The 22290-nt window shown below is 70.3% G+C and carries 29 protein-coding genes and 1 tRNA gene; 7 read left to right on the top strand and 23 right to left on the bottom strand.

Features of this window, described 5'->3' with window-relative positions; genetic code table 11:
• Position 1: 1 nt before the first annotated feature.
• The 14 genes from ABZ899_RS11635 to ABZ899_RS11700 all read right to left on the bottom strand — a co-directional run bounded on the left by ABZ899_RS11635 (position 2) and on the right by ABZ899_RS11700 (position 7066).
• Positions 2–949 (bottom strand): lambda-exonuclease family protein, encoded by a 948-nt coding sequence (locus ABZ899_RS11635; RefSeq protein ID WP_361344280.1) that lies wholly within the window; start codon positions 947–949, stop codon positions 2–4.
• Positions 950–1073: 124 nt separating this feature from the next.
• Positions 1074–2084, bottom strand: coding sequence for a hypothetical protein (locus tag ABZ899_RS11640; RefSeq protein WP_361344282.1), 1011 nt, complete (start codon positions 2082–2084; stop codon positions 1074–1076).
• Positions 2085–2190: 106 nt separating this feature from the next.
• Entirely contained in the window at positions 2191–2508 is a 318-nt protein-coding gene (locus ABZ899_RS11645) for a hypothetical protein (protein ID WP_361344284.1), read from the bottom strand.
• Positions 2505–2870 carry a hypothetical protein gene (locus ABZ899_RS11650; RefSeq protein ID WP_361344287.1) on the bottom strand — a complete coding sequence of 122 codons (366 nt, stop codon included), beginning with the start codon at positions 2868–2870 and terminating at the stop codon, positions 2505–2507. Before ABZ899_RS11650 ends, ABZ899_RS11645 begins: the two co-directional genes overlap by 4 nt.
• Positions 2867–3073 (bottom strand): hypothetical protein, encoded by a 207-nt coding sequence (locus ABZ899_RS11655; RefSeq protein WP_361344290.1) that lies wholly within the window; start codon positions 3071–3073, stop codon positions 2867–2869. Before ABZ899_RS11655 ends, ABZ899_RS11650 begins: the two co-directional genes overlap by 4 nt.
• Before the next feature lie 91 nt (positions 3074–3164).
• The gene (locus ABZ899_RS11660; RefSeq protein ID WP_361344292.1) at positions 3165–3347 is read right to left on the bottom strand and encodes a hypothetical protein; all 183 of its coding nucleotides are present in this window, start codon (positions 3345–3347) and stop codon (positions 3165–3167) included.
• Positions 3344–3547 (bottom strand): hypothetical protein, encoded by a 204-nt coding sequence (locus ABZ899_RS11665; RefSeq protein ID WP_361344295.1) that lies wholly within the window; start codon positions 3545–3547, stop codon positions 3344–3346. The genes ABZ899_RS11660 and ABZ899_RS11665 overlap by 4 nt, the downstream gene beginning before the upstream one ends.
• A 1-nt stretch (position 3548) precedes the next feature.
• Entirely contained in the window at positions 3549–3767 is a 219-nt protein-coding gene (locus ABZ899_RS11670) for a hypothetical protein (RefSeq protein WP_361344298.1), read from the bottom strand.
• Positions 3767–4528, bottom strand: a complete 762-nt coding sequence (locus ABZ899_RS11675) for a hypothetical protein (protein ID WP_361344300.1) — start codon at positions 4526–4528, stop codon at positions 3767–3769. The genes ABZ899_RS11670 and ABZ899_RS11675 overlap by 1 nt, the downstream gene beginning before the upstream one ends.
• Positions 4521–5114, bottom strand: a complete 594-nt coding sequence (locus tag ABZ899_RS11680) for a hypothetical protein (RefSeq protein WP_361344302.1) — start codon at positions 5112–5114, stop codon at positions 4521–4523. Before ABZ899_RS11680 ends, ABZ899_RS11675 begins: the two co-directional genes overlap by 8 nt.
• The gene (locus ABZ899_RS11685) at positions 5111–5365 is read right to left on the bottom strand and encodes a hypothetical protein (protein ID WP_361344304.1); all 255 of its coding nucleotides are present in this window, start codon (positions 5363–5365) and stop codon (positions 5111–5113) included. Before ABZ899_RS11685 ends, ABZ899_RS11680 begins: the two co-directional genes overlap by 4 nt.
• Before the next feature lie 283 nt (positions 5366–5648).
• On the bottom strand, positions 5649–6431 hold the full coding sequence (locus tag ABZ899_RS11690; RefSeq protein ID WP_361344307.1) for a phage antirepressor N-terminal domain-containing protein: 783 nt from the start codon (positions 6429–6431) through the stop codon (positions 5649–5651).
• Between the two features lie 135 nt (positions 6432–6566).
• Positions 6567–6851 carry a hypothetical protein gene (locus tag ABZ899_RS11695; RefSeq protein WP_361344310.1) on the bottom strand — a complete coding sequence of 95 codons (285 nt, stop codon included), beginning with the start codon at positions 6849–6851 and terminating at the stop codon, positions 6567–6569.
• Positions 6848–7066 (bottom strand): helix-turn-helix transcriptional regulator, encoded by a 219-nt coding sequence (locus ABZ899_RS11700; RefSeq protein ID WP_361344313.1) that lies wholly within the window; start codon positions 7064–7066, stop codon positions 6848–6850. The genes ABZ899_RS11695 and ABZ899_RS11700 overlap by 4 nt, the downstream gene beginning before the upstream one ends.
• 207 nt (positions 7067–7273) lie before the next feature.
• Here ABZ899_RS11700 and ABZ899_RS11705 point away from each other — a divergent pair, with 207 nt between their 5' ends.
• The 3 genes from ABZ899_RS11705 (at position 7274) to ABZ899_RS11715 (ending at position 9680) form a co-directional block, all read left to right on the top strand.
• Complete coding sequence (locus tag ABZ899_RS11705; RefSeq protein WP_361344316.1) at positions 7274–7801, top strand: helix-turn-helix transcriptional regulator; 528 nt, start codon at positions 7274–7276, stop codon at positions 7799–7801.
• Between the two features lie 99 nt (positions 7802–7900).
• Positions 7901–8317 (top strand): hypothetical protein, encoded by a 417-nt coding sequence (locus ABZ899_RS11710; protein ID WP_361344319.1) that lies wholly within the window; start codon positions 7901–7903, stop codon positions 8315–8317.
• Between the two features lie 19 nt (positions 8318–8336).
• Entirely contained in the window at positions 8337–9680 is a 1344-nt protein-coding gene (locus ABZ899_RS11715) for a hypothetical protein (protein WP_361344321.1), read from the top strand.
• A gap of 88 nt (positions 9681–9768) precedes the next feature.
• Here the strand turns inward: ABZ899_RS11715 and ABZ899_RS11720 are convergent.
• Positions 9769–9840, bottom strand: a tRNA-Val gene (locus ABZ899_RS11720).
• Positions 9841–10052: 212 nt separating this feature from the next.
• Between ABZ899_RS11720 and ABZ899_RS11725 the strand changes: the two genes are divergently transcribed.
• From ABZ899_RS11725 to ABZ899_RS11735, 3 genes are all read left to right on the top strand, one after another.
• Complete coding sequence (locus ABZ899_RS11725) at positions 10053–10823, top strand: DUF4097 family beta strand repeat-containing protein (protein WP_361344324.1); 771 nt, start codon at positions 10053–10055, stop codon at positions 10821–10823.
• Between the two features lie 73 nt (positions 10824–10896).
• A complete protein-coding gene (locus ABZ899_RS11730; protein ID WP_361344327.1) occupies positions 10897–12318 on the top strand; it encodes a hypothetical protein in 1422 nt (473 codons plus the stop codon).
• 9 nt (positions 12319–12327) lie between these two features.
• Positions 12328–12549 (top strand): zinc ribbon domain-containing protein, encoded by a 222-nt coding sequence (locus ABZ899_RS11735; RefSeq protein ID WP_361344330.1) that lies wholly within the window; start codon positions 12328–12330, stop codon positions 12547–12549.
• Positions 12550–12622: 73 nt separating this feature from the next.
• Here the strand turns inward: ABZ899_RS11735 and ABZ899_RS11740 are convergent, their stop codons facing one another.
• From ABZ899_RS11740 to ABZ899_RS11750, 3 genes are all read right to left on the bottom strand, one after another.
• Positions 12623–13459, bottom strand: coding sequence for an HAD family hydrolase (locus ABZ899_RS11740; RefSeq protein WP_361344333.1), 837 nt, complete (start codon positions 13457–13459; stop codon positions 12623–12625).
• Positions 13459–15909: a phosphoribosyltransferase gene (locus tag ABZ899_RS11745; RefSeq protein ID WP_361344336.1), complete on the bottom strand. Its 2451-nt coding sequence runs from the start codon at positions 15907–15909 to the stop codon at positions 13459–13461. Before ABZ899_RS11745 ends, ABZ899_RS11740 begins: the two co-directional genes overlap by 1 nt.
• Before the next feature lie 65 nt (positions 15910–15974).
• A complete protein-coding gene (locus ABZ899_RS11750) occupies positions 15975–17144 on the bottom strand; it encodes an HpcH/HpaI aldolase/citrate lyase family protein (RefSeq protein ID WP_361344339.1) in 1170 nt (389 codons plus the stop codon).
• Positions 17145–17330: 186 nt separating this feature from the next.
• Here ABZ899_RS11750 and ABZ899_RS11755 point away from each other — a divergent pair, with 186 nt between their 5' ends.
• The gene (locus tag ABZ899_RS11755; protein ID WP_361344341.1) at positions 17331–18140 is read left to right on the top strand and encodes a TerD family protein; all 810 of its coding nucleotides are present in this window, start codon (positions 17331–17333) and stop codon (positions 18138–18140) included.
• Between the two features lie 119 nt (positions 18141–18259).
• Here the strand turns inward: ABZ899_RS11755 and ABZ899_RS11760 are convergent, their stop codons facing one another.
• The 5 genes from ABZ899_RS11760 to ABZ899_RS11780 all read right to left on the bottom strand — a co-directional run bounded on the left by ABZ899_RS11760 (position 18260) and on the right by ABZ899_RS11780 (position 22249).
• Positions 18260–18997, bottom strand: a complete 738-nt coding sequence (locus ABZ899_RS11760; protein WP_361344343.1) for a Tellurium resistance — start codon at positions 18995–18997, stop codon at positions 18260–18262.
• A 104-nt stretch (positions 18998–19101) separates the two neighbouring features.
• Positions 19102–20247 carry a DUF475 domain-containing protein gene (locus ABZ899_RS11765; protein WP_361344346.1) on the bottom strand — a complete coding sequence of 382 codons (1146 nt, stop codon included), beginning with the start codon at positions 20245–20247 and terminating at the stop codon, positions 19102–19104.
• Between the two features lie 126 nt (positions 20248–20373).
• Positions 20374–20949 carry a TerD family protein gene (locus tag ABZ899_RS11770; protein ID WP_361344349.1) on the bottom strand — a complete coding sequence of 192 codons (576 nt, stop codon included), beginning with the start codon at positions 20947–20949 and terminating at the stop codon, positions 20374–20376.
• Positions 20950–21065: 116 nt separating this feature from the next.
• Positions 21066–21641 carry a calcium homeostasis/redox stress adaptation protein gene (locus ABZ899_RS11775; RefSeq protein WP_361344352.1) on the bottom strand — a complete coding sequence of 192 codons (576 nt, stop codon included), beginning with the start codon at positions 21639–21641 and terminating at the stop codon, positions 21066–21068.
• A 149-nt stretch (positions 21642–21790) separates the two neighbouring features.
• Positions 21791–22249, bottom strand: a complete 459-nt coding sequence (locus ABZ899_RS11780) for a peroxiredoxin (RefSeq protein WP_361344355.1) — start codon at positions 22247–22249, stop codon at positions 21791–21793.
• Between the last annotated feature and the right edge of the window lie 41 nt (positions 22250–22290).

The raw sequence follows: 22290 nt of genomic DNA on the forward strand, positions 1-22290 counted from the left end.
TTCAGGCTGCTTTCTGCTGGTAGGGGTTGAGGGAGTAGGTCTTGCCGTCGCGGACGGTGCGGTAGGCGATGCGGCGGCCTTCGCAGACGGCGCGCTTGCCGTTGCCGATGGCGTCAAGGACTTCGCCGCGGATCTGGGTGAGGTCGGCGGACGCCTTGGCCATGGCTTCGTAGGCGTCGTCCCAGCGGCAGACGAGGCCGAAGCCGATCTCGACGTCGCGGTCCTCGAGCCCGTCGGGCTGGACGCGGATCGTCTGGTAGGTGTCGGTGGCCCCGTCGATCGGCGGACGGTGGCCTGCGCGTACCTCGTCGAGGAACTCCTCGGCCGCGGTCCGTAGGGCTTGGGCGTCGTCCTCGTCGTAGTCGACGGTGTATTCGCGGTAGTCGTGGCCGGAGATGAGGACGGCGAAGTGGGTGCGGCGCAGGCCGAGGGTGTCCATCTGCCACATGGCCTGGCAGCGGTACCAGATCGGCACGCCGTCGTCGGCGCCGTCCGGCCCCCAGTCGTCGCCCATCGGCGAGGTCTTCACCTCGAGCAGAGCCTCCGCCTGCTCGGGCACCTCGAACTCGCCTGCGGGCTGCGGGTAGATGAGCCGGTCGGGGGTGGCGCGCTGCCACTGGCGGTCGCGGTGCTGCCAGGTGCCTGCGGGTGCGGCGAGCTGGCCGGGGTGCTCGTCCTCCCACTTCTGAGCGACGGTGTCCTCGAGCCGATTGCCCCACTCGATGGCGGGGTTCATCTCGAAGGGCGGAGTGGGCAGGCCGGCCTTCTTGTGCCAGAGGGTGAAGCGGGACATCCAGGGGCTGAGGCCGACGACGGCGGCGATCTCGGTGGCGGTGATGGTGAGGCCGGCGCGGGCCTCGTCCCAGGCGGCAGTGCCCGGTGTGAGGTGCCCGATGAGGACACCTTCCGGCGCCGCATACGGGTGGTCAGTGGTGCTGCTGGTGCTCATGAGGTCTCCGTGTGGGTGTGCGAGGTGGGGGCCAGCTCCCGGGCGGGGGGGTGCTCCGGGGAGCTGGCCCTGTGGGGCGGCGCGGAGACGGGGGCTCGACGCGCCGCCGGTATGGGGTTGTCGGTCAGGCGGTGGTGGCGGTCTCGGCGGCCCGCTTCTCGGCCCGCTGCTTGAGGTGGGCCTCGTAGTCGTCGCGCCACTTCTGCGGGTCGTGGCCGGCCTGGGTGGCGGCGTCCCACGCCCACTCGCCGATCTCGCCGGACTCCAGCTGCTCGTTGAGGTCGCGGACGGTCGTCTCGGCGAGGTCCGGGTCGGCCTTCTTCAGCGCCTCCAGGAGCCGGTACGCGGACCAGGCGTAGATGCCGGAGTGCACCCAGGCGTTGAAGGCGGCGCTGCCCTGCTCGGTGTCCATGTCGGCGTCGAACATCTCGGCCGTGGACCGCAGCGTCTGGCGGAGCATGGTCTCCGCCATCTCTGCGACGGCGCCCGGCTCGGGCAGCGGCTCCAGGGCGTCCGTGCCCTCGCCGCTCTGGCCGAGGCTGCCGGACCAGTCGCCGAGCACGGCGGCTCGGTCTCCGGTGTCGCCGCTGTACCGGCACGGCATCTGCATGCCGAGGAAGTCCTCACCGATCAGCAGGAGCGGCTTCTCGCGGCCGGTCAGCCACACCCGCAGGTAGGTGTCGGCGGCCTTCCAGCGGGCGAGCATCCGCGTGTCGAGGCTGACGAGGTCGACGGGCGTGGTGGCGTCCTTGAGCGCGTCGCGGAACAGGTGCTGCCACTTGGGGAACGTGTGGTCCTTGGCGGGGACGACGAGGGTGCCGCGGTCGTCCTTGACTGCCAGGCCCTGGTCGGTGACGGCGAGGTCGAGGATGGTGTCGCCCTCGTGGGTCTTGAGCCAGCCGGTGAACCAGTCGAGGTCTTCCTCGCTGACGGTGATGGTCCAGGTTTCGGTCTCCTCGCGGACCTTGGCGCGGGCGACGGCGAAGGAGAAGCGGTCGGAGGCGAGGGCGTGGATGTGGACGCCGTCGCACTCGAAGCGGATGCCGTTGATGGCGGGCAGGGTGTCGTCGGGGCTGACGTGCGGCCGGGTCTGGTTGATGAGCCGCTGGAGCTTGTGGGCGTTGATCGTGGTCACGGGTCCTCCGTGGGATGCTGGGTGGTGGACCCCGGGTGCTTCGGACATCCGGGGTTCTTCTTGTGCGCCGCCCGGCCGGCCGGTGGCCTTCCGGCGGGGCGGCGGTCTATGCGGCGGCGAGTTCGGCGTCGGTGACGATGGGCACTTCGACCGTGTCCTCGCCTGTGACCTTCACCAGCCGCTCGAGTTCGGCGATCCGGGAGTCGCGCTCCATCAGCTGCGCCGTCTGCCGGGCGATGAGCTGTTCGGCGAGGACGCGCTGCCCGTCGGCGATCTCGGCCTGCGCGGCGAGGGCTCGGCAGCGTGCGGTCGCGGCCATGAGGCGGCGCCGGTACCAGGCCAGGTCGTCCTGGAGGTTGCTGTTCTCCCGCCGGAGGCGGATGTTGTCCTCGCCGGCCCTGCGTCGACCGGGGCCCCGCCTCATGCCGCTGCCGCCGATCGGAGGCTGGCCGCGGTGTCGCGGAGCAGCTTGGCGGCCTCCCGTTTGCCGCGGCCTCGGGCGTCGTTCCAGGTGACGATCGCGGCTTCGGGGATGTGGGCGAGGAGGGCGTCCTCGGCTCGCCAGGTGAGGAGGGACTTCCCGGTGTAGAGGGGGGTGCCGTGGGCGGCGATGTTGATGGCGCCGATCAGGTCGACTCGGCAGTTGGCGGGCTTGGTGCCGCCCGCGGCCTGCTTGTGGTCGTATAGGTCCCGCTTGCAGTGCCCGTTGCGGTCGATGACGTCTGCGGCCTCGTCGAGGAGGTCGGCTATCTCGGCGGTGGTGGGTTCGGTGAGCGTGGTGGTCACAGTTCGTCCTCTTCCTGCAGGGTGCGCTTGAGCGAGAGCCAGGCGGCGCGTTGGCGCGGTTGGGTGCGGATGCGTTCGTCGATCCAGGCGAGCCGGGCCTCCGCCTTAGCCGCCCTACGCCGGTGCAGGTGTTCGTGGACGGCGAGGATCAGGAGCGGCAGGCAGAGGATCGCCGCGGCGGCGATGTTGAGTGCGGTGCTCACGGCCACCGGCCCCGTTCCAGCAGCCGGCCGACGCGGACGGCCGCCCACCCGACCAGCCCGGTGGCGACCATGAAGCCGATGAAGGCGCCCATCAGTGGCCTCCGCCGAGGTCGTCGGGCAGGTCCATCAGGCCGGCCTTGATGGAGGCGATCAGGTCCGGGTCGGTGATCCACGCCGGGACGCGTCGCGGGAGGATGCCGAGGCCGGACAGCAGGCCCGGCAGGATCACCGGGTCGCTGTCCTCCGGGGCGGGCGGCAGGTCGAGGATGTTCACGAGGCGACTCCCTGCGGGTGGCGGCGTAGCCACTCACGGCGCAGCGCGTACCGGGCGTGCACGGCGGCGACGGCGTCGAGGAACTCCTCCGTGGTCCATGGGCGCAGGCCGTGCGAGCGCTCCTCCCAGGCGGCCTCAACGGCGAGGACCGAGTCCATCTCCAAGTCCGCCAGCGGGCGCGGCTCCAGGACGGTCGCCATGTCAGGCCACCTCCCGCAGATTCCGGGCCCGGCTGTCTGCGGCGGCCTGGGCGGCGACGACTGCGAGCTTGTCGACAGCGGCCTGGCTGGAGGTGCTGACAGCGATCGAGACACCGCCGAGGACGATGAAGCCGTGTCCCATCCGCTCCTCGAAGCGGATCTCGTCCGGGTCATCGCCGAGTGCGATCGTCTGGTGCAGGACGTGGGTCGGGTTGTCCATCACGCGGCCACCTCCGCCGTCTTGCGGGTGGCGTCCCACATGTCGATGCCGTGGCGGATCGCGAAGCAGGAGTGCAGGAAGCCGGGCGTGTAGTCCTTCAGCCGCCACTCGTGCCAGTCGGCGAAGTAGTACGGGTACTCGGCCTCGCTGCCCTCCGGCCGGAACGAGAACTCGTGCAGGGCGCGGTGCGCCTCCGCCTCGTACTCGATGCTGTAGTCGGCCATGTCGCTGAAGAAGTGCTCGTGGACGGCCTCACGCAGCTGCCGGTTGGCGCTCATCCAGTCCGACCTGACCTGGTGGGCCAGCTCCTTGCGGATGCCGGGCCGCGCCTTCAGCTCCTCGGGCTGGAAACCCATCTCCTTGGCCTGCTGCCATACCCGAGCGTCAAGGTCGTCCCGCATCCACTGGGCGATCGTCGAAGCGACCTCCGCCTTCAGCAGGTCCGGGTCGTAGCCCATCACCTCGTCGCGGCCGGCGCGGACCTTCTCCGACCAGTAGCCGGGGTTGATCTGGCCGGTGAGGGCGGTGCGCCGGAACAGGTCGAACATGTCCTCGGTGGCGTCGATGTCGAAGTGGAACGTCCACCCGGTCTTGACGACGAGGTTGTACGGCCAGGTGATGATCTGGAAGGAGCCGATGCTGCCGTGCTCCGGGTTCATGAACTTCAGGTGCCGGTAGAGGCCGTCCTCGTGGAGGACGGTCATCTCGTGCTTGGCGGTGTCGCGGGCGAACCGGGCCGCCATCTCCGGGTACTCAGCCATGGGACGCCTCCTTGGCGGTCTGGGTGTAGGGCAGGTCGCGGCGTCGCAGTTCCTGCACCGCGTCGTCGAGGGCCTCGTTGGTGGTGTGCCGCTCCGCCTCCAGCTCGGCGACTCGGGCCATGGCGCCACCCAGGTCGGACTCCAGCGCGGCGATCTGGTCGCAGGCTTCGCTGAGCGCCTCTCGGGCGGAGTCCCGCTCCTTGATGGCCTTGTCGAACTCGGCGTCGCTCTTGTCCTGCTCGGCCGTCAGGCCGGCGAGCTTGCGCCGGAGCCGGGCGATCTCGACGTCGCGCGGGTCATCAGACGCCGGCTTGGGCTTGGCTGCGGCGACTGCCGCAGCAGTCCGCTCCGCCTTCTTCGCCGCCTCGTACACCGTCTCCGACACCACATCGACGTGGCTGAGGGCGATGCAGGCGCTGTGGCCGTCCACCCAGACGACGTCGGTGTGACCGCCCAGGACGGATGCCTTGCTGCGGGTGCGGGTGACCAGGCGGCGATCGTTCGGGAAGTCCTCCGGACGGGCGCCCGGGTAAGCGAAGACGGGAGTGCCGACCGGGTAGCGGGCGTTGAAGGTGTCGGCGTTCACGACAGCACCTCCGTCGGCACGACGGGACGCAGCGCGGTCGCGGCCAGCACCTTGTCGGCGCGGTGCCACTCGGCGAGCGCGGTCTCTCGGTCGCCCTGGTCCTCGACTGAGAGGAGCGGGCCGCGGAGGCGGCGCAGTTCACGCTCGGCGTCGTCCTTCAGCAGCGTCGCCTCGACGACGTGCTGCGGACCGTGCATCGCCTTGAACACGCCGACAGCGGCCGGGACAGGGATGCGGATCTGGGCGCTCATCGGGCACCGCCCTCACCGGTGCCGACGTAGCGGGCGTAGACGCGGTACTCGCCATCGACCTTGCGCGACACTGCCTCATACGACCCGGCGGGGGCGTAGGGCCTGAGTCGAGCAGTGCGGATCGCGGAAGCCATCGAGTGCGCGACCGACGCTCGGTCGCTGACGTCGATGACGGCCCACTCGCCAGCACGGTCACGCAGAACGTCCGCCGTCTTAGCGTGGCGAGTGCCCACCGAAGTACCAGTCTTCGGCGCCGGCGGGGGGCCATCGAAGCGGATCTCGCTCATGCCGCACCGCCAAGGTCCAGCTGGGTGGGGTACTGGTCCGCGTAGTAGCGGTCCCAGGTCTCCTCAAAGACCGGGCGGTGCCGCTCCGTCCACGCGTAGGTCTCACGCACAGAACCGTTCGGGAGGTCCGACTGCCGCTTGCCGGGCTTCTCGCCGTGCTCCGCCTCGTACAGGGCGGCGGCGCGCCGACCAAACCAGGACTGCACCGACTCGATCTGCTTCCGCTTCAGGCCCTTGGCCTTCAGGAAGTCCGGGACATACAGCGGGACATCAAGCGGGTCGACCTCCGGCTCCTCACCCAGTGCGCGCGCAGCGACGAGGCGAGCCTTCGTCTCCAGCCACTCCGGCGAGACGATCGGCGCGAGGATCGACAGCACCTCGGCCTGCTGCTTCGCGCGGGAAATGAGCGAGTCCAGCTGGTCCTCGGTGGCCCGCGGGTTGATCGCGCCGCCCTGCATCCAGTACGCCTCGATCGCTTCGGCCGTCTCGTTCTGGAAGGCGATCAGGGTCGGGCGGGCCGACTCGGTAACCCGGTTCTCGTTGACGGTGGCGAGCAGCATCAGGAACGTGCGGACCGGGATGACTGCCATCAAGCGCGTCTTGCCGTCTTCCGCAACCATGGGGCTCTGCCCCACGGTTGCCCACGAGCGCTGACGCAGCTTGGCCAGCTGGGTGGAGTAGTCCAACCCAAGCTCTTCGATGGCGGGCTTCAGCACGATCTGCGGCTGTCCGTCGACCAGGACGGTCTGGAGGGAGCCGGCGGAGAGGTCGAGTTTCACGACCTCATGCGACTCAGGTGATGATGTAGGCATAGATCTGCCTCTTCTCTTCGGAGTGGTGAGGGGTGGATCGCGCGGCCTTGGCCGCAGGGCCCCGGCTGCCGGAGTGCGATCCGGCGGTTGGGGTCTTTGCCGTCAGGCGGCGGTGGCGTGAGCCGGCTTGCTGAACGGCTTGACGGTGTAGCGCTCGTTCAGGGCGGCGATCTGACGGCCGGTGAGGTAGTTGTCGCGGCCGTTGAACGTGTACTCGATCTCCCGGGCGGCGATCAGGGCGCTGAGCTTGCGGCCGGAGAACGGAGTCCACGGCGCCGCCTCGTAGGGGGTGTAGTGGAAGAGCTCGCCCTCGGGGGAGCTCGGGGCGGGAAGGTTCTCGCGGATTCGGGGGACCCGCTTCTTGGTGGTGGCCCTGGGGGCGGTCACTGCTTCTCCTGGGGGTGGTCGTCGTGGGTGATGGCGGTTGGGGGCACGCCGTACACCTCCGCGAGCTTGTGGATGTTGTTGTCACTCAGGCGGGCCTTGCCGTTCTCGACCTTGGATAGGTGGCCCTTGTCGATCCCGGTCAGCTCCTGGACTCGATCAAGGCTCAAATTGCGTGCCTTGCGAGCCGCTCTTATGGCGTAGGCGTGCGGTCTCACGCTCTAGAACTTAGCTACAGATAGAGCGCTAGGCAAGCCTTAGTGCAGCATCAGTGCACGCTTTCTGAGCGCCGGAAACAGGTCGTGCGCCCCGTACCACCCAGTACGCCCGCTGCGCGTCATGCAACCCAAAAGCTCCGTTTACGAGCCCAAGTGCAGGTCAAAAGGCTCGAACCCGGCTAGGGGGTTGAATGGAAGTAGTGCATGATGAGGGTCATGACGCGTGAGCGAGACTGGGAAAAGCTCGGCAAGGCATACGCCGCAGCTCGCAAAACCATTGGCCTGACACAGCCAGACGCGGCAGATCAGCTCCACGTCAGCCGCACCACCATCCAGGCGATCGAACGCGGACGGCAGTCGAACGGCACGCCCTTCGACAAGGTCACCGCGACCATGCGCGCCTACGCACGGCTCGTCGGCTGGACGGAGACCTCCCCCGGCGTGGTCCTCGCAGGCGGCGAACCGGAGCAGGCACCCGAAACCGAGGCCGCAGCCGACACACCCAGGTCCGACCTGCCGCCGGCCGTCGACCGTGAACTGCGCTCCGGGAAGACCCTCGACACCACCGTCGTCCACCTCGGCGACGAGGACGACGACACGCGGATCATCGTCGTCCTCAAGGGCGGCGACAGCATGACCGAGGAAGAGATCGACGAGGCCTGGCAGAAGTGGCGCAGGACTCGACGTCACCTTCAGGCAATCCCCGGCGAATCAGACACCCCTCCCGAGGCGTGAGATTGTTTCGGCCTCAACTGGTCGACTGTGACTCAAAAGTGTGCTTCGATCGACAGACCGTCACCGAGGGGGGGCACTGCTCGGATCGGGGAAGTGCGTATGTGGGTGATGCACGTTGAGCGTGTCGAAGGCGGCTACACCAAGCCCGAGATCATCGATCTCGGCGACGGCAGTGGATGCCTGTTCCGTCTGCACGAGAGCGACCTGAGCAAGGACGGCGTGAATATCCTCGCCGACCTGCTCACCGAACAGGCCCAGCGGTGGGCGCCGCGCCCGCCCTCCTCGCCGCCGGGCCCCGTCATCCCGGTCCGCTGGGAGCGCGTCCCCAACCCGCCCGACCCGCTCGCGATCGGCGTCGAGGAAGACGCATCGGGCATCACCTACACCGTCGATCCGGACCTGCTCAGCCAGCGCGCCGCGGACTATCTGAGCCGACTCGACACCGAGCGATCTCCGTACTGGCAGCGTGTACCCAAGGGCTACCACGACGAAGGCGGCACAGAGGCCGGCGAGTAGCCGAGAGCAAGGGGACACCGTGGCCTACGCGGAGAAGGTCTACAAGGTCAAAAACGGCAAGCAGACCAAGCAGTTCACGTGGCGCTGCCGCTATAAGCGCCCGGACGGCACCTGGGGCAGCGAGCCGGGGTTCCCGACGAAGAAGCTGGCCGAGGAGTGGGGTGAGCAGCAGGAGGCGGCGATCCGCTCCGGCATGTGGATCGCCCCGGAAAAGCTGCAGACGCCGTTCGGCCAGTGGGTCGAGATCTGGAAGACGGCGAACAAGAAGCGCCCCCGCACCCAGTCCAGCCGCGCCTACCTCCTGGACAAGCTGCTGCTGCCGGAGTGGGAGCACACGCCGCTGACCGAGGTGAACAACGTCTTCGCCGTGCAGTCGTGGGCGACACGCGCAGCGAAACCGCACGGCAAGCACGACCCGGACACCGTCGCCCAGGCCCGCAGCCTGCTGTCGACGATCCTGTCGGGGGCCGAGGACGCCGGCTACATCCCGGCGAACAAGCTGTACGGCCGACGCATCCTCGTCGGCTCCGAGCACCACGAGGAGGAAGAGGAGGTGTGGGCGCAGCCCGACGAGATCTACCGCATCTACCAGCGGCTCGACGGCGTGCACGCCCTGATGCCGCTGGCCGACTGCTACCTGGGACTGCGCTGGGGCGAGCTGGCCGGCCTGCACCGGGACAACTGCCTGCTGAAGCGGGAGGACCGGATCGACGGCAAGCCGTTCGTGCGGCACGTCGTCCGGGTGGACCCCAAGGTGGGCTCCCTGCACGAGGACACCTTCGAGCTGGACGCGGAGGGCCTCGAGGAGTGGCACCGTGCGGAGGATGCCCGGCTGGAGGAGTGCCGGGTGAAGGGGTGGAAGGCGAACCGGCGCAAGCCGCCGAAGAACGTGGTGAAGCTGTACCTGGGGCCGCCGAAGAACAAGTACTCCGCCCGGGAGGTCGACGTGCCGGAGTTCCTGGTGCGGCTGCTGGCCGAGCACATCGAGGCCTGGCCGCACGAGCATCCCTTCACGACGCCCGGCGGGCCGTTCTGGCGGCGTGGGAACTTCACCCGTGCGCAGCTGCGGCCCGCAGCCGACGGCCGGGAGGCCGTGCCGCGGAAGAAGGGGTTCGCCGGCCGGGCGGCGTGGGAGCCGATCCTGCCGGGGTTCACGATGCGCGGGGCCCGGCATACGCACGACACGTGGATGAAGGACGACGGGGTGGACCGGGCGCTGCGGTTCTTGACGATGGGGTGGGTTCCGAAGGACATTGAAGGGACCTACGAGCATGTGACGCCCGAGATGCGCCGTCACCGGTTGCAGCAGCTGGAGGCGCGGTGGGAGCGCGGGATGCGCGTGGCTGCGAAGCACTCCGGATGATGACTGCTCCGGGCTCCGTCCCCTAAGAATCTCCTAAACGATCTACGAGAGGCCCCTCACCCGATGGGTAAGGGGCCTCTGACCTGCGTGGGCGCGGACGGTTTCGAACCGCCGACATCCTGCTTGTAAGGCAGGCGCTCTACCCCTGAGCTACGCACCCGAGAACGAGTCGACAGCCTACATTGTGCCGGGCGTCGAGCCGCAAACCCATATCCGGGTCCCCCGGCGTCCACCGGCAGGGAACCCGGGGGCTACCCCCACCCCCGGTCCGGTGGCGGGCCGGATCCTCGCAGGGGCCTTCGGTCCGTACGGTCGGAGCATCGTCGCGCAGCGGGCCGCCAAGGGCCCGGATCAGCTCTGGGGGAGATCGTCATGGCCCGTACCGTTCCCGCTCGGTTCGCCGTCGCCGGAGTGCTCGTGGCGCTGGTCGCGGGGGTGAGCGCGTGCGGGGCGTCCGCCGGGGACGACAAGGAGCCGGAGCACCGGTCGTTCGCGCTCGAGGGGCGGACGCTGACCGTGGACTCGGACGACTCGGCGCTGGAGATCGTCGCCGCCGAGGGGCACGAGGCGGGGTCGGTCGAGGTCACGCGGTGGTTCGAGGGGTCGGTGGTGTTCGGCGACGGCCCGAAGGCGACCTGGGCGATGAAGGACGACCGGCTGGTGCTGCGGGAGAAGTGCTCCGGAGTGGTCGCCGACTGCTCGGCCAGGCACCGCATCGAGGTGCCGCGCGGGGTCACCGTGCGGGTGCTGGACGGGGACGGGAGTGTACGGGCGAGGGGGTTCGAGGACCCGTTGCACATCCGTACCGGGGACGGTTCGGTGCAGGTCAGCGAGTCCAGTGGGCCTCTGGACCTGGAGACGGGGGACGGGTCCGTGCGGGTGTTCGACGTCTCGTCGCGTGAGGTGCGGGCGACGTCGGGCGACGGTTCGGTGCGGCTGTCGCTCGGGAGCGTCCCGGACCTGGTGGAGACCCGCAGCGGGGACGGTTCCGTGACGGTCGAGGTGCCGCGGGCCGGCTACCGGGTGGAGGCGAAGGCCGGGGACGGCTCGGTCGACGTGTCCGTGCCCAGGGACGCCGCCAGCTCCCGCCGGATCAGTGCCCGCAGCGGCGACGGGAACATCACGGTGCGAACGGCGAACTGACCGGCCCGTGTGTTCGTCCTTCACCGGTGGGAGAATGACACCGGCAGGGTGAATGACAGCACGGGAGAGGGATGTGACGGCGACACCTCCGCAGCCGAACTCGCCGTCCGTGCCGCCCGTGATGCGGCGGCACCGTCCTGAGCGCCGGGCCGGGCCCGGTGCGCTTCGGGTGCTGGACCATTGGGTGCTGGCCGTCGCCCTTCCCGTCGTCGCCGTCCTCGCGCTGCCGGCCGCGTTCGCGGGCGGGGGGACCCGGCGCTGGTTCGGCGGGCGGGCGGAGAACCAGCGGGCGGAGGCGCAGGCCGCGAAGGACGCCGCCGCGGCCGCCTTCTACGAGCTGGACACCGCGCAGCGGGATCTGCGGATCTCGATAGAGACGATCGCGGCCGTGGACGACTCGCCGGCGGCCCGGCGGGCGATCGACGACTTCGACGCGCTGGGCCGGCGGATCGACGAGGCGAGCCACCGCTATATCCAGGCCGTCGACGCGCACGATCTGGACCGTGACGACCTGGAGGCCGCGGCGGCGGGCCGGGCCCGTGCCGAGCTGAGCCGGGCGAAGGACGACCTGGACGGCGTACGGCGGGAGCTGGAGCGGTTCGAGGACGGGCTGGCGCCGCTGCTGGGGAAGGCGGAGACGCAGCTGGCGCGGCTGGCGCCGGCGGTGGAGCGGGCCCGGCAGGGGCTGCTCGCGGCGTCGAACGCACTGGACGCGGTGCGGGATTCGGGCCTGCGGGCGGACGATCTGGCGGCGCGGCTGGCGGCTCTGGGACCGGAGCTGACGCTGCTGAACGAGGGCGCGGGGCGGCATGGCGTGCCGCAGACGCTGGAGCGGGCGGAGCGGGTCGCGCGGGGTGCCGGGGCGATCCGGGCGGAGGCAGAGCGGCTGCCGGAGCGGGCGGCGGAGATCGATCACCGGCTGGTGTCGCTGCGGACGCGGGCCCAGGCGCTGACGACGCGGGCCGAGCAGGTGGAGCCGGTGCTGAGCGAGTTGCGGCGGCGGTTCACGGTGGCGTGCTGGCAGGACCTGCAGGGGGTGCCCGAGGTGGCCGCGGAGAACGTGCGGCAGGCCGAGGCGAAGCTGCGGGAGGCGCGGGCGGCGCGGGACGAGCAGCGCTGGCCGGACGCGACGGCGTTGCTGTCCACGGTGCGGGCGCTGCTGAACGCGACGGACGAGTCGGTGTCGGCGGCGGGTGACCGGCTGCGCCGGCTGAACGCGGTGCAGAAGGATCCGCAGCAGGAGATCGACCGGACGCGTTTCGCGATCCGGGACGCGCAGCGGCTGGCGATGGCGGGGCGGAACACGCCGGATCCGCGGCACGCGCGTCCGCTGGACGAGTCGGTAGCCCGGCTGGAGCGGGCGGTCGGCACGCTGGAGGGCCGGCACCCGGACTACTGGCACTTCCTGTCGGAGACGGAGGCGGTGCGGCGGTCGGTGGCGCGGGTGGTCGCGCAGATCCGTGAGGAGCGGGGCGGCGGTCACGGGCCGGGCTAACCTGTGCTCATGCCTCGCTACGAGTACCGCTGCCGCAGTTGCGGCGACACGTTCGAACTGAGCCGGCCGATGGCGGAGTCGTCCGCTCCGGCGAGTTGCCCGGCCGGGCACGACGACACGGTGAAGCTGTTGTCGACGGTGGCCGTCGGCGGGACGGCGAGCGCCCCCGCGGCGCCCAGGACGTCCGGCGGGGGCGGTGGCGGCTGCTGCGGTGGGGGCTGCTGCGGCTAGGGCGTTTCGTTCGGATCAGCCCGGCTGTGGCCGACGGGACATGGTGACGCCGGGCTGATCCAAACGAAAGGCCCTAGCCCTGTCGTTCCGCTCCGGGGGCCGTCGTGGTGCGGGCCGCCTTCAGGAACTCCCGCAGGATGCGTTCGCCCGCGAGGACGCCTCGTTCGGGCAGGGCGGTGACCGCGGGGGCGGTGAAGTCGGTGTCGGCGAGCTCGCCGTGGCCGGGGCGCCAGCCCCGGTCGGCGGCGAGCAGCAGGTCCGCGTCGAGCAGGGAGTCGCCCGCGGCGAGGGTGAGTTCGGCGCCGGTGCGGCGGGCGAGTTCGCGCAGGGCGGCGCTCTTGGTGAGCGGTTTGGGGACGGCGTAGATCTTGCGGCCCTGGAGGGAGACGGTCCAGCCGCGGTTCTCGGCCCAGACGGCGAGTTCCTTCACCCATTCCTCGGGCAGCAGTTCGCGTTCGACGACCAGATAGGCGAAGAGGTCCTCGGCGATGCGGTGCTTGCGCACCCAGGCCGGGGAGGCCGTGGCCATCAGGTGGTCCTGGACCTCGGCGAGGGGTGCGCATCGCTCGGCGAGGCGGGCGGTGACCTGGGCGTGCCAGTCGGGGTCGGAGACGCCGTCGACGAGGAGGTGGCCGCCGTTGGCGCAGATGGCGTAGGTGGGGGGCGGCCCGGGCAGGTTGATGCGCTGGTACTGCTTGCGGGTGCGGGTCGTGGTGGGGACGAAGAGGGCGCGGTCGCCGAGGTCGGTGAGGAGGTGGGCGGCCGTCTCGGTCATGTAGGACAGCGGTCTGCTCTCGTGCACCTCGACGCAGAGCAGGCGCGGCGCCCGGGCGTCGGGCATGGTGAGCGCGAGCGCGGCGGAGGAGTAGATCAGGGTCCGGTCGAGGTCGCTGGCGACGAGGACGGGCATCAGAGGTTCACCGCCCGGCCGTCGGCGCCGGTGGCGCCCCGGGTGTACTTGGGGTGGATCAGGCCGACGCAGGTGTAGGGGAGGTCGGGGACCTCCTCGACGGGTACGCCGCGCTGTTCGGCGAGCAGGCGCACGTGGGCGAGGTCGGCGCCGGCTCCGGCGCGGGCGAGGATCTTCCAGGGCACGCGGCGCAGCAGGACGCGGGTGGTCTCGCCGACGCCGGGCTTGACGAGGTTCACGTCGTGGATGCCGTACTCCTCGCTGATGCGTTCGACGGCGGCCCAGCCTTCCCAGGTGGGGGTGCGGTCGGCGGAGAGGAGTTCCTTGGCGGTGGCGTCGACGGCGTCGGTGACCTCCGGGAAGCGGGCGGAGACGGCGTCGAGGAAGGCGACGGAGACGTCGGATGCGGCGAGTTCGCGGTAGTGCTTGGCGCCGTGGAAGTCGTGCGGGCCGACGAGGTCGGCGCGCAGCACCGTGCGGGAGATCAGGCCGGAGACGGTGGAGTTGAGGCAGGCGGACGGGATGAGGTAGTCGTCGCGGGTGCCGTAGGTGCGGACGCAGGAGCCGGGGTCGGCGAGCACGGCGATCTCCGGGTCGAAGCCGGTGATGCCGTCGGTCGCCTCGAACTCGCGTATCGCGGTGGCGAGTTCGCGGGTGATGGCGCCCTTGCCGGTCCAGCCGTCGACGAAGACGACGTCGCGGGGGTCGTGGTGGCGGGCGAGCCAGCGCAGGGCGTTGGCGTCGATGCCGCGGCCGCGCACGATGGACACGGCGTAGTGGGGCAGTTCGAGGCCGTGCCGGAACTGGGCCCAGCGGCGCATGAGGACGCCGACGGGGGTGCCGGCGCGGGCGAGGGAGACGAGCACCGGCCGGGGTGAGCGCTCGGCGAGGACGATCTCGGTGACGGCGCCGACTGCCTGGGCGAGCCGGGCGGCGGACTCCTCGAGGGCGCTGTGGAAGATCGCCTGGTACTGCTCGCTGGGCTGGTACTCGACGGGCAGGGATTCGGCGTAGTGCGCGCCGCCGCTCTGGATGGCCTCCTCGCGTTCCTCGGTGGGTGCCTCCAGGGTGACGTCCGAGAGGTCCTGGAGCAGCCAGCCGACCTCCTCGGGCGCGTACGAGGAGAAGGCGGGGCCGCGCAGGGGCTCGGGCAGCATCGGGGGCCTTTCGGGCAGGGCGACGGGGCCGGGGACGTACGAGGGGACGACGGCCAGCAGGACGTGCGGGGTCTGGGCGGCGAGCTGGGCGAGGAGTCCGTCCGGGGCGTGCAGGGCGGGGGTGTCGGCGACGGAGTCGACGACGGTGACGACGGCGTCGAAGCCGGCGCCGGCGACGTTGTAGGCGTAGCGCTCACCGGGGCCGTCGGCGGGGTCGTCGTGGGCGGGGAAGAGGAGGCGGGTGCGGATCGCGTAGCCGGGGTCGTCGACGGCGAGGACGGGTGAGCGGGTGGTGGTCGAGTAGCGGACCTCGATGCCCGTGGTCTGCTCCAGTTCGCGGGCGAGCCGGAGGGGGGCGTACATGAGTTCCTCGAAGCCGAGGACGAGGACGCGGCGCGCGCCGGCCGGGAGGGCCTGGGCCAGGCGGGCGGCCATGGCGGGCAGGGCGTTCTCCAGCCGGGCGCGGTGGGCGGGGGTGAAGCCGTGCCGGCCGCCGTCGGGGAGGCCCGCGGGCCAGTGCAGGTCGACGCGGGTGGGCCGGGGGGCGCCGGCGCCGCCGGGGGCCGGGGGCGCGGTCTCGTGGCGTGCGACGAGTTCCTGGCCCTTCTCCAGCACTCCGTCGGGGAGCCGTACGGTGCCGGTGGCGGCGGTGACGAGGTCGACGCGGGCGCCGATCTCGCGGGCGAGGTCGTCCAGCCGTCCGGCGTCGGCCGGGGACCGCATGTCGACGAGGGCGACGACGACGTAGCGGCGGCGCGGGTAGCGCTCGTGGAGTGCGCGGATGGTGTTCAGCACCGTGTTGCCGGTGGAGAACTCGTCGTCGACGAGGACGAGGGGTCCGTCACCGACGAGGAGGGTGGGGTCCTCGGGGAGCAGCAGGTGGGAGGTGGCGTGGGAGTGGGACTCCTCGAAGCCGCCGGCGCGGGCGACGCCGGGGACGGGGCGGCGGGTGGAGTGCAGGTAGGGCGCGAGGCCGAGGCCGTCGGCGACGCAGTGGCCGAGGCCGGTGGCGGTCTCGGCGTAGCCGAGGACGACCGCGGCGGCGGCGTCCTCGTCGCCCAGCAGGTCGCGGACGCGGCGGCCGAGGCCGTGGCCGACGCCGTGGACCACGGTCGGTGACTGGGGCACGTGCTTGCCGAGCACGTTCGAGACGAGCAGGTGGGCTCGTTTCGGGTTGCGGCGCAGGGCCAGGCCCAGCAGGGAGGTGAGCGTGTCGTCGCCCTCGAGCTGGACCCCGAGCCGTTCGGCGACCCAGCTTCCGGACCAGACCCCGTTGTTCACTGCGTTGTTCATGCGTCCCTTGGATCGAGGGGCCGGGCGTCCCGGCGTGGGGCCCGGCCGTGCGGATGCCGGTCCGGTCAGGCCGGTATGCCGGCGGCGAGCAGCTCCACGAAGCCGATGTCCTCGTTGGCCACGCCGAAGACCTCGGCGCGCAGGAGGGTGCGCTCGGCCCAGGCGCGGTGCGGTTTCACCTCGTTCATCTTGTTCGTGTACTGCGACCTGAGTACACCCCCGCCGCCACGCTCGGGCTTCAGGATGTCCTGGGCGTCGCTGAACTCCTCATGGCTGACGACGGACAGCGCGTGCACGGGCAGGACGTGGGAGGGGTGGATGCAGGTCTTGCCGAGCAGGCCGTTGGCGTGGTCGAGGGTGATCTCGCGCAGCAGGCCGTCCATGGCGTGCTCGATGAGGGCCTCGCGCAGGTTCTCCGCCTGGCCTTCGAGGAAGGGGCTGCGGCGCAGCTGCGGCTTGAACATGCGTTCCTGTACGCGGAAGTACTCCCAGACCGGCCCGGTGACGGTGAAGCCGGTGCCGTCGGCGCGACCGAGCATGTTGACCACGTCGGAGATGACGGAGGCGACGACCTGGACGTCGTAGGCGGTCATGTCGGGGGCGCGGCGCAGTCCGTACGAGGAGCAGAAGTCGGTGACGCCGAGGCGCAGCGCGAGGACCCGGTCGCGGTACTTGTCGACGGCCCGGAAGATGCCCTCCAGGGTCTCGACGCGGGACTCGCGGTAGAGCAGCTCGGGCGACTCCAGGACGGGCATGGCGAACAGCCGGCGTCCGCTGTCGGTCTCGGCGCTCGACAGGGCCTCCAGGAACGGCATGCCGCGTTCCCCGGTGAACTTCGGCAGGACGAATCCGGACAGCAGCCGGACGGCGGGGCCGAGGCGGCGCACGAGGTCGGGTATCTGCTCGGGGGTGCGGACGCGGATGAAGAGCAGCGGCGGGTCGTCGGCGTCGGGCCGCCCCGCGAGCTCGGTGAGCTGGGCGACGAGGTTGTCCTCGCCGGCCGGCACGTCCTCGTCGCCGATGGAGTCCTCCAGGCACAGCACCATCGAGACCACGCCCCGGCCGCTCTGCTTGACGATGTCGTCGGTCAGCCGCGGCCGGGTGGCGGGGCTGTACAGCGTGGCTCCCAGGGCGGCGGAGAGCAGCCGGGCCGGGGAGTCGGCGGTGAAGGCGCCCGGCTCCTGGTGGAAGAGGCGCTGACGCACCTCCGGGGCGATGTGCCCGAAATGACGCATGGAGCTCCCCCGTGGTGACTCAGTGGCCCCTGTGACCTGTTCACAGGTGGCCGGTAATAGTACGTAGGTGCCCATGTCGGGGGTTCCCGACGGGCATGAATTTCTGGTAACGCGGACCTGCACGACTGCGCAGACACCGTGTACCCCGCATTGTCGTGACCAGGACGGAGAAGGCAGGATGACCGTATGACGCACGCGATGCTGAAGGGGTCGAACATCCCGCTGGAGGCCACCACGGTACGCGCCGTGCTGCGCTGGACGCCCGGGCAGGGGGTCCCCGACGTCGATGCCTCTGCTCTGCTCCTCGGCCCCGACGGTCGTGTGCGCTCCGACGAGGACTTCGTCTTCTACAACCAGCCCCGGCACCCTTCGGGGACGGTGTGGCGGCTCGGCAAGAAACAAGGCGCCGAGGGCCTCACCGACACCATCCAGACGGACCTGGCCGCTGTCGAGTCCGCCGTCGGCCAGATTCTGCTCGTCGCGTCGGCGGACGGTGTCCCGTTCGACCGCGTACGGGACCTGCGTATCACGCTGTACGACGCCTCGGCGGCCGAGAGCGAGCCGCTGGCCTTCTTCGACATCAAGCCGGAGACCGGCGAGGAGACCGCGCTGATCTGCGGCGAGCTGTACCGCCGGGGTGAGGGCTGGAAGTTCCGCGCCCTGGGCGAGGGCTACTCGGACGGCCTCAAGGGGCTGGCCACGGACTTCGGGATCTCGGTGGACGAGTCGGAGGCGGCCGCGCAGGAGCCATGGGCGGCCCCGGCCCCCGAGGTGTCCCAGCCCCTGCCTCCGGAGCAGCCCACGACGGTGGTGCCGCCGCAGCCGTCGTACGGCTACCCGCAGCAGCCCCCGCCGACCCAGCCCGCGTACGGCTATCCCCAGCCGGCCGGGACGGCCGCCGCCGCGGGGTACGGCTATCCGCCCCCGGCGACCGCGCCCGGCCCGGCGCCGGAGGTGCGCCTGCCTCCGCAGGGCCCGCAGTTCATCGGACGCTGATCGGGCGCCGTCCCGCGGCGCCTGGGGCCTTTCGTTTGGATCATCCCGGCGTCGCGGGGCCTGCTCGGGCACGTCACCATGTCCTGTCGGCCACAGCCAGGCTGATCCAAACGAAAGGCCTAGTGCTCGGCCTTGGTCTTGTAGCCGCGGCCCCACTGCAGGCCCCAGCCGAAGAGGCGGTCCAGCTCGGCCTGGAAGCCGTAGACGAACTTCACCTCGCGGCGGACCCACAGTTCGCCCTTGACGTTCTCGATGGTCACCACCGCGCAGGACCGGGCCTGCGGGTGCCGTTCGTCCAGGCCGATCTCGATGCGCGGCCCGTTGCTGGGGTAGAGCGTGACGCTGGCGTGGGTGCGGTCGAAGGCCGGGGTCTGGTCGTAGATGTAGACGAACACCAGCAGCCGTTTGATGGCCTCCCGGTGGTCAAGGTTGACGTAGATCGTCTCGCCGGACGCCGAGCCGAACCGGTCGTCGCCGCTGAGCTTGACGTACGGCGGCGCGTTGACGTCGCCGAGGAAGCCGCCGAGCGGCTGGACGACGCCCTTGGTGCCGTCGGCCAGCTCGTACAGGCAGCCGAGGTCGAGGTCGACGTTGACCATGCTCTGGCTGTGCCCGAGGACCTCCGGGGGCCGCAGCGCCTTGAAGGGATGCCGCAGCAGGCTCTCCCGCTGGGACCCCCCGATGTCGGAGGTCCGCATGCGCCAGGTCAGGTTGATCCGCAGATGGCCGGTGGCCGCTCCCTGCCGGGTGAGCGAGACCCGGTCGTGCCGTTTCGTCAGCTCGATCGCGTTCGACGACGCGCTGCCCGAGTCGAACTCGGCCGCCCGTCCACGCCAGAGCCCGTCCAAGAAGCCCATGTCCGCCCCCCACGTCCCGCAGGACGTTCGTGTCCCTGCACAAACCGGCGGGGCGGCCGGACGTCCGGCCGCCCCGCTCAGAGCGTTCCTCACCCTCGGGGGTGTCACACCCCGGACGACACCTCAGTCTTGTCCGGGGTCTTTGCTTTTCCCTCCGCCGCCGCCAGCGCGCGGTTGCGGCGGACCGAGGACCAGAAGGAGGCGCCGATCAGCACGACGCCGACCAGGCCGGTGATGATCTCGTTGATCTGGTACTGGATGGTGACCAGCAGGATCATGGCGAGGGCGCCGATGGCGTAGTGGGCGCCGTGCTCCAGGTACACGTAGTCGTCGAGGGTGCCCTGGCGGACCAGGTAGACCGTGAGCGACCGGACGTACATCGCGCCGATGCCGAGGCCGAGCGCCATGAGGACGATGTCGTTGGTGATCGCGAAGGCGCCGATCACGCCGTCGAACGAGAACGAGGCGTCCAGGACCTCCAGGTAGAGGAACATGAAGAAGGCGGCCTTGCCGGCCAGGGCGACAGCGGAGCGGGGTTTGCCGCTGCGCTCGGCCTCCTCCTCGGCCTCGTGCTCGCGCTCCTCCTCTTCCTCGAGGCGGTCCTCGAAGAACCCGGACAGACCGCCGACGATCATGTAGGTGATCAGACCGGCGATACCGGACAGCAGGACCGTCTCGGCCTTGTCGACGTGGGTGCCGCCGTGCTGGTGGGCGTGGGTCGCGAAGGTCAGCGCGGAGATCAGCAGGACGATGAGCGCGATGCAGACCGACAGCATGTCGACCTTGCCGAGCTTGGCCAGCGGCCGCTCCAGCCAGGCCAGCCACTTGATGTCCCGGTCCTCGAAGATGAAGTCCAGGAAGATCATCAACAGGAACATGCCACCGAACGCGGCGATCGCCGGGTGGGCGTCGGTGACGAGCTCCTGATAGCGGTCCTTGTCGCTGAGCGCGAGGTCGACGGCCTCGATCGGTCCGAGCTGGGCGCTGATCGCCACGATCACGACCGGGAAGACCAAGCGCATGCCGAACACGGCGATCAGGATGCCGATGGTGAGGAAGATCTTCTGCCAGAAGGCATTCATCTTCTTCAGGATCCCGGCGTTGACCACCGCGTTGTCGAAGGACAGCGAGATCTCCAGGACCGAGAGGATCGCCACGATGCCGAGGGCGGTCCACCCCCCGAAGAGGACCGCTGCGACCAAGCCGAGCGCGGTGACCGCGAACGACCAGCCGAAGGTTTTCAGAACCACTGGCTACCCAATCCTGTGTGTACGGGGCTCCCCCGCGCCGTACTCGGCTTTACGAAACTTTGAACCCGGAGTCTATGTCGGCGTCGTGGCGCGCCCCACCCGGACCCGGGTTTTGCCCATATCGCGTCAGGAGACGTCGACCCCGAAGTCCAGGGCGATGCCGCGCAGTCCTGACGCGTACCCCTGGCCGACCGCGCGGAACTTCCACTCGCCCTGATATCGGTAGACCTCGCCGAAAATCATCGCCGTCTCGGTGGAGGCGTCCTCGCTGAGGTCGTAGCGGGCGAGTTCCTGGCCGTCGGCCTGGTTGACGACCCGGATGAAGGCGTTGGCGACCTGGCCGAAGGTCTGGCCGCGCTCGTCGGCCATATGGATGGAGACGGGGAAGACGATCCGGTCGCACTGGGCGGGCACCTTCGACAGGTCGACCAGGATCGACTCGTCGTCGCCCTCGCCCTCGCCGGTGAGGTTGTCACCGGTGTGCTCCACCGAGCCGTCGGGGCTCTTGAGCTGGTTGTAGAAGACGAACCACTCGTCGCCCATGACCCGGCCGCCGCTGCACACCAGGGCGCTGGCGTCGAGGTCGAAGGGTGCTCCGGTGGTGGAACGCGCGTCCCAGCCGAGCCCGATCATCACCTGGGTGAGATTCGGTGCGGCCTTGGACAGGGAGACGTTTCCTCCCTTGGCGAGCGTGACGCCCATGATGCTGGTCCTCCCCAGGTGGTGCTTCCCGGTTGTTCTGCGCGTCCGGCGCCGCACCGAAACGGTACGGCGCCGGAATCGGCCGGACGTGTCCTGGACGGACACGCCCGGTGACGTCAGACGTTGACCCCGAAGTCCTGCGCGATGCCGCGAAGACCCGAGGCGTAGCCCTGGCCGATGGCGCGGAACTTCCACTCCGCGCCGTGGCGGTACAGCTCGCCGAAGACCATCGCCGTCTCGGTGGACGCGTCCTCCGAGAGGTCGTAGCGGGCGATCTCGGCGCCGCCGGCCTGGTTGACGACGCGGATGAAGGCGTTGCGCACCTGGCCGAAGGACTGCTGACGGTTCTCGGCGTCGTAGATCGAGACCGGGAAGACGATCTTCTCGATGTCGGCCGGGACGCCCGCCAGGTTGACCTTGATCTGCTCGTCGTCGCCCTCGCCCTCACCGGTCAGGTTGTCACCGGTGTGCTCCACGGAGCCGTCGGGGCTCTTGAGGTTGTTGAAGAACACGAAGTTCTGGTCGTTGGCGACCTTGCCCGTGTTGTTCAGCAGCAGAGCGCTGGCGTCGAGGTCGAAGTCGGTGCCGGTCGTGGTGCGGACGTCCCACCCCAGACCGACGATGACCGCGGTGAGGCCGGGGGCCTCCTTGGTCAGTGATACGTTGCCGCCCTTGCTGAGGCTGACTCCCACGAGTCCTCCATTGATGTCCGGGGGCTGGGAGCCCCGCCGTGCGTTCGATATCGGATCAACGACTCGATCCTAGTGACGGGTTCCCGTCGCTCGCAGGGGTTGTACCCACCGATCGCGGGTGTCGGTGTCGAGTCGGTGGCGCAAGGGGATCAGAGCGCGTCGAGCGCCTCGACGTACTCCTCGAGGTCGCGCGCGTCCGGCAGGGCGTTGACGACGGTCCAGCGGACGACGCCCTCCTTGTCGATGACGAAGGTGCCGCGCACCGCGCAGCCCTTGTCCTCGGCGAAGACCCCGTAGGCGCGGCTGACCTCGCCGTGCGGCCAGAAGTCGCTGAGCAGCGGGTACTCCAGGCCCTCCTGCTCGCCGAAGACGCGCAGGGTGTGGATGGAGTCGTTGGACACGGCGAGGATCCGGGTGTCGCGGTCGGTGAACCGCGGCAGGTTGTCCCGAACGGCACAGAGCTCGCCGGTGCAGACGCCGGTGAAGGCGAAGGGGTAGAAGAGCAGGACGACGTTCTGCTCGCCACGGAAGTCGGAGAGCCGCACGGTGCGGCCGTGGTTGTCCTTGAGCGCGAAGTCCGGGGCCTTGTCGCCGACCTGGATCGCCATCGTCGTCGTGTCCCTTCGGTGGGCTGTCCGGGTGGTGTCCA

Origin of the sequence: Streptomyces sp. NPDC046859 (assembly GCF_040645135.1) — a bacterium.
In the GTDB taxonomy this organism is placed as follows: Bacteria; Actinomycetota; Actinomycetes; order Streptomycetales; family Streptomycetaceae; genus Streptomyces.

Coding starts and splice junctions, on each gene's coding strand:
- ABZ899_RS11635 (WP_361344280.1), bottom strand. CDS start 949: ATGAGCACCAGCAGCACCACTGACCACCCGTATGCGGCGCCGGAAGGT.
- ABZ899_RS11760 (WP_361344343.1), bottom strand. CDS start 18,997: ATGGGCTTCTTGGACGGGCTCTGGCGTGGACGGGCGGCCGAGTTCGAC.
- ABZ899_RS11670 (WP_361344298.1), bottom strand. CDS start 3,767: ATGGACAACCCGACCCACGTCCTGCACCAGACGATCGCACTCGGCGAT.
- ABZ899_RS11755 (WP_361344341.1), top strand. CDS start 17,331: ATGACGCACGCGATGCTGAAGGGGTCGAACATCCCGCTGGAGGCCACC.
- ABZ899_RS11770 (WP_361344349.1), bottom strand. CDS start 20,949: ATGGGCGTCACGCTCGCCAAGGGAGGAAACGTCTCCCTGTCCAAGGCC.
- ABZ899_RS11740 (WP_361344333.1), bottom strand. CDS start 13,459: ATGCCCGTCCTCGTCGCCAGCGACCTCGACCGGACCCTGATCTACTCC.
- ABZ899_RS11645 (WP_361344284.1), bottom strand. CDS start 2,508: ATGAGGCGGGGCCCCGGTCGACGCAGGGCCGGCGAGGACAACATCCGC.
- ABZ899_RS11725 (WP_361344324.1), top strand. CDS start 10,053: ATGGCCCGTACCGTTCCCGCTCGGTTCGCCGTCGCCGGAGTGCTCGTG.
- ABZ899_RS11745 (WP_361344336.1), bottom strand. CDS start 15,909: ATGAACAACGCAGTGAACAACGGGGTCTGGTCCGGAAGCTGGGTCGCC.
- ABZ899_RS11685 (WP_361344304.1), bottom strand. CDS start 5,365: ATGAGCGCCCAGATCCGCATCCCTGTCCCGGCCGCTGTCGGCGTGTTC.
- ABZ899_RS11750 (WP_361344339.1), bottom strand. CDS start 17,144: ATGCGTCATTTCGGGCACATCGCCCCGGAGGTGCGTCAGCGCCTCTTC.
- ABZ899_RS11705 (WP_361344316.1), top strand. CDS start 7,274: ATGAGGGTCATGACGCGTGAGCGAGACTGGGAAAAGCTCGGCAAGGCA.
- ABZ899_RS11675 (WP_361344300.1), bottom strand. CDS start 4,528: ATGGCTGAGTACCCGGAGATGGCGGCCCGGTTCGCCCGCGACACCGCC.
- ABZ899_RS11665 (WP_361344295.1), bottom strand. CDS start 3,547: ATGGCGACCGTCCTGGAGCCGCGCCCGCTGGCGGACTTGGAGATGGAC.
- ABZ899_RS11735 (WP_361344330.1), top strand. CDS start 12,328: ATGCCTCGCTACGAGTACCGCTGCCGCAGTTGCGGCGACACGTTCGAA.
- ABZ899_RS11710 (WP_361344319.1), top strand. CDS start 7,901: ATGTGGGTGATGCACGTTGAGCGTGTCGAAGGCGGCTACACCAAGCCC.
- ABZ899_RS11780 (WP_361344355.1), bottom strand. CDS start 22,249: ATGGCGATCCAGGTCGGCGACAAGGCCCCGGACTTCGCGCTCAAGGAC.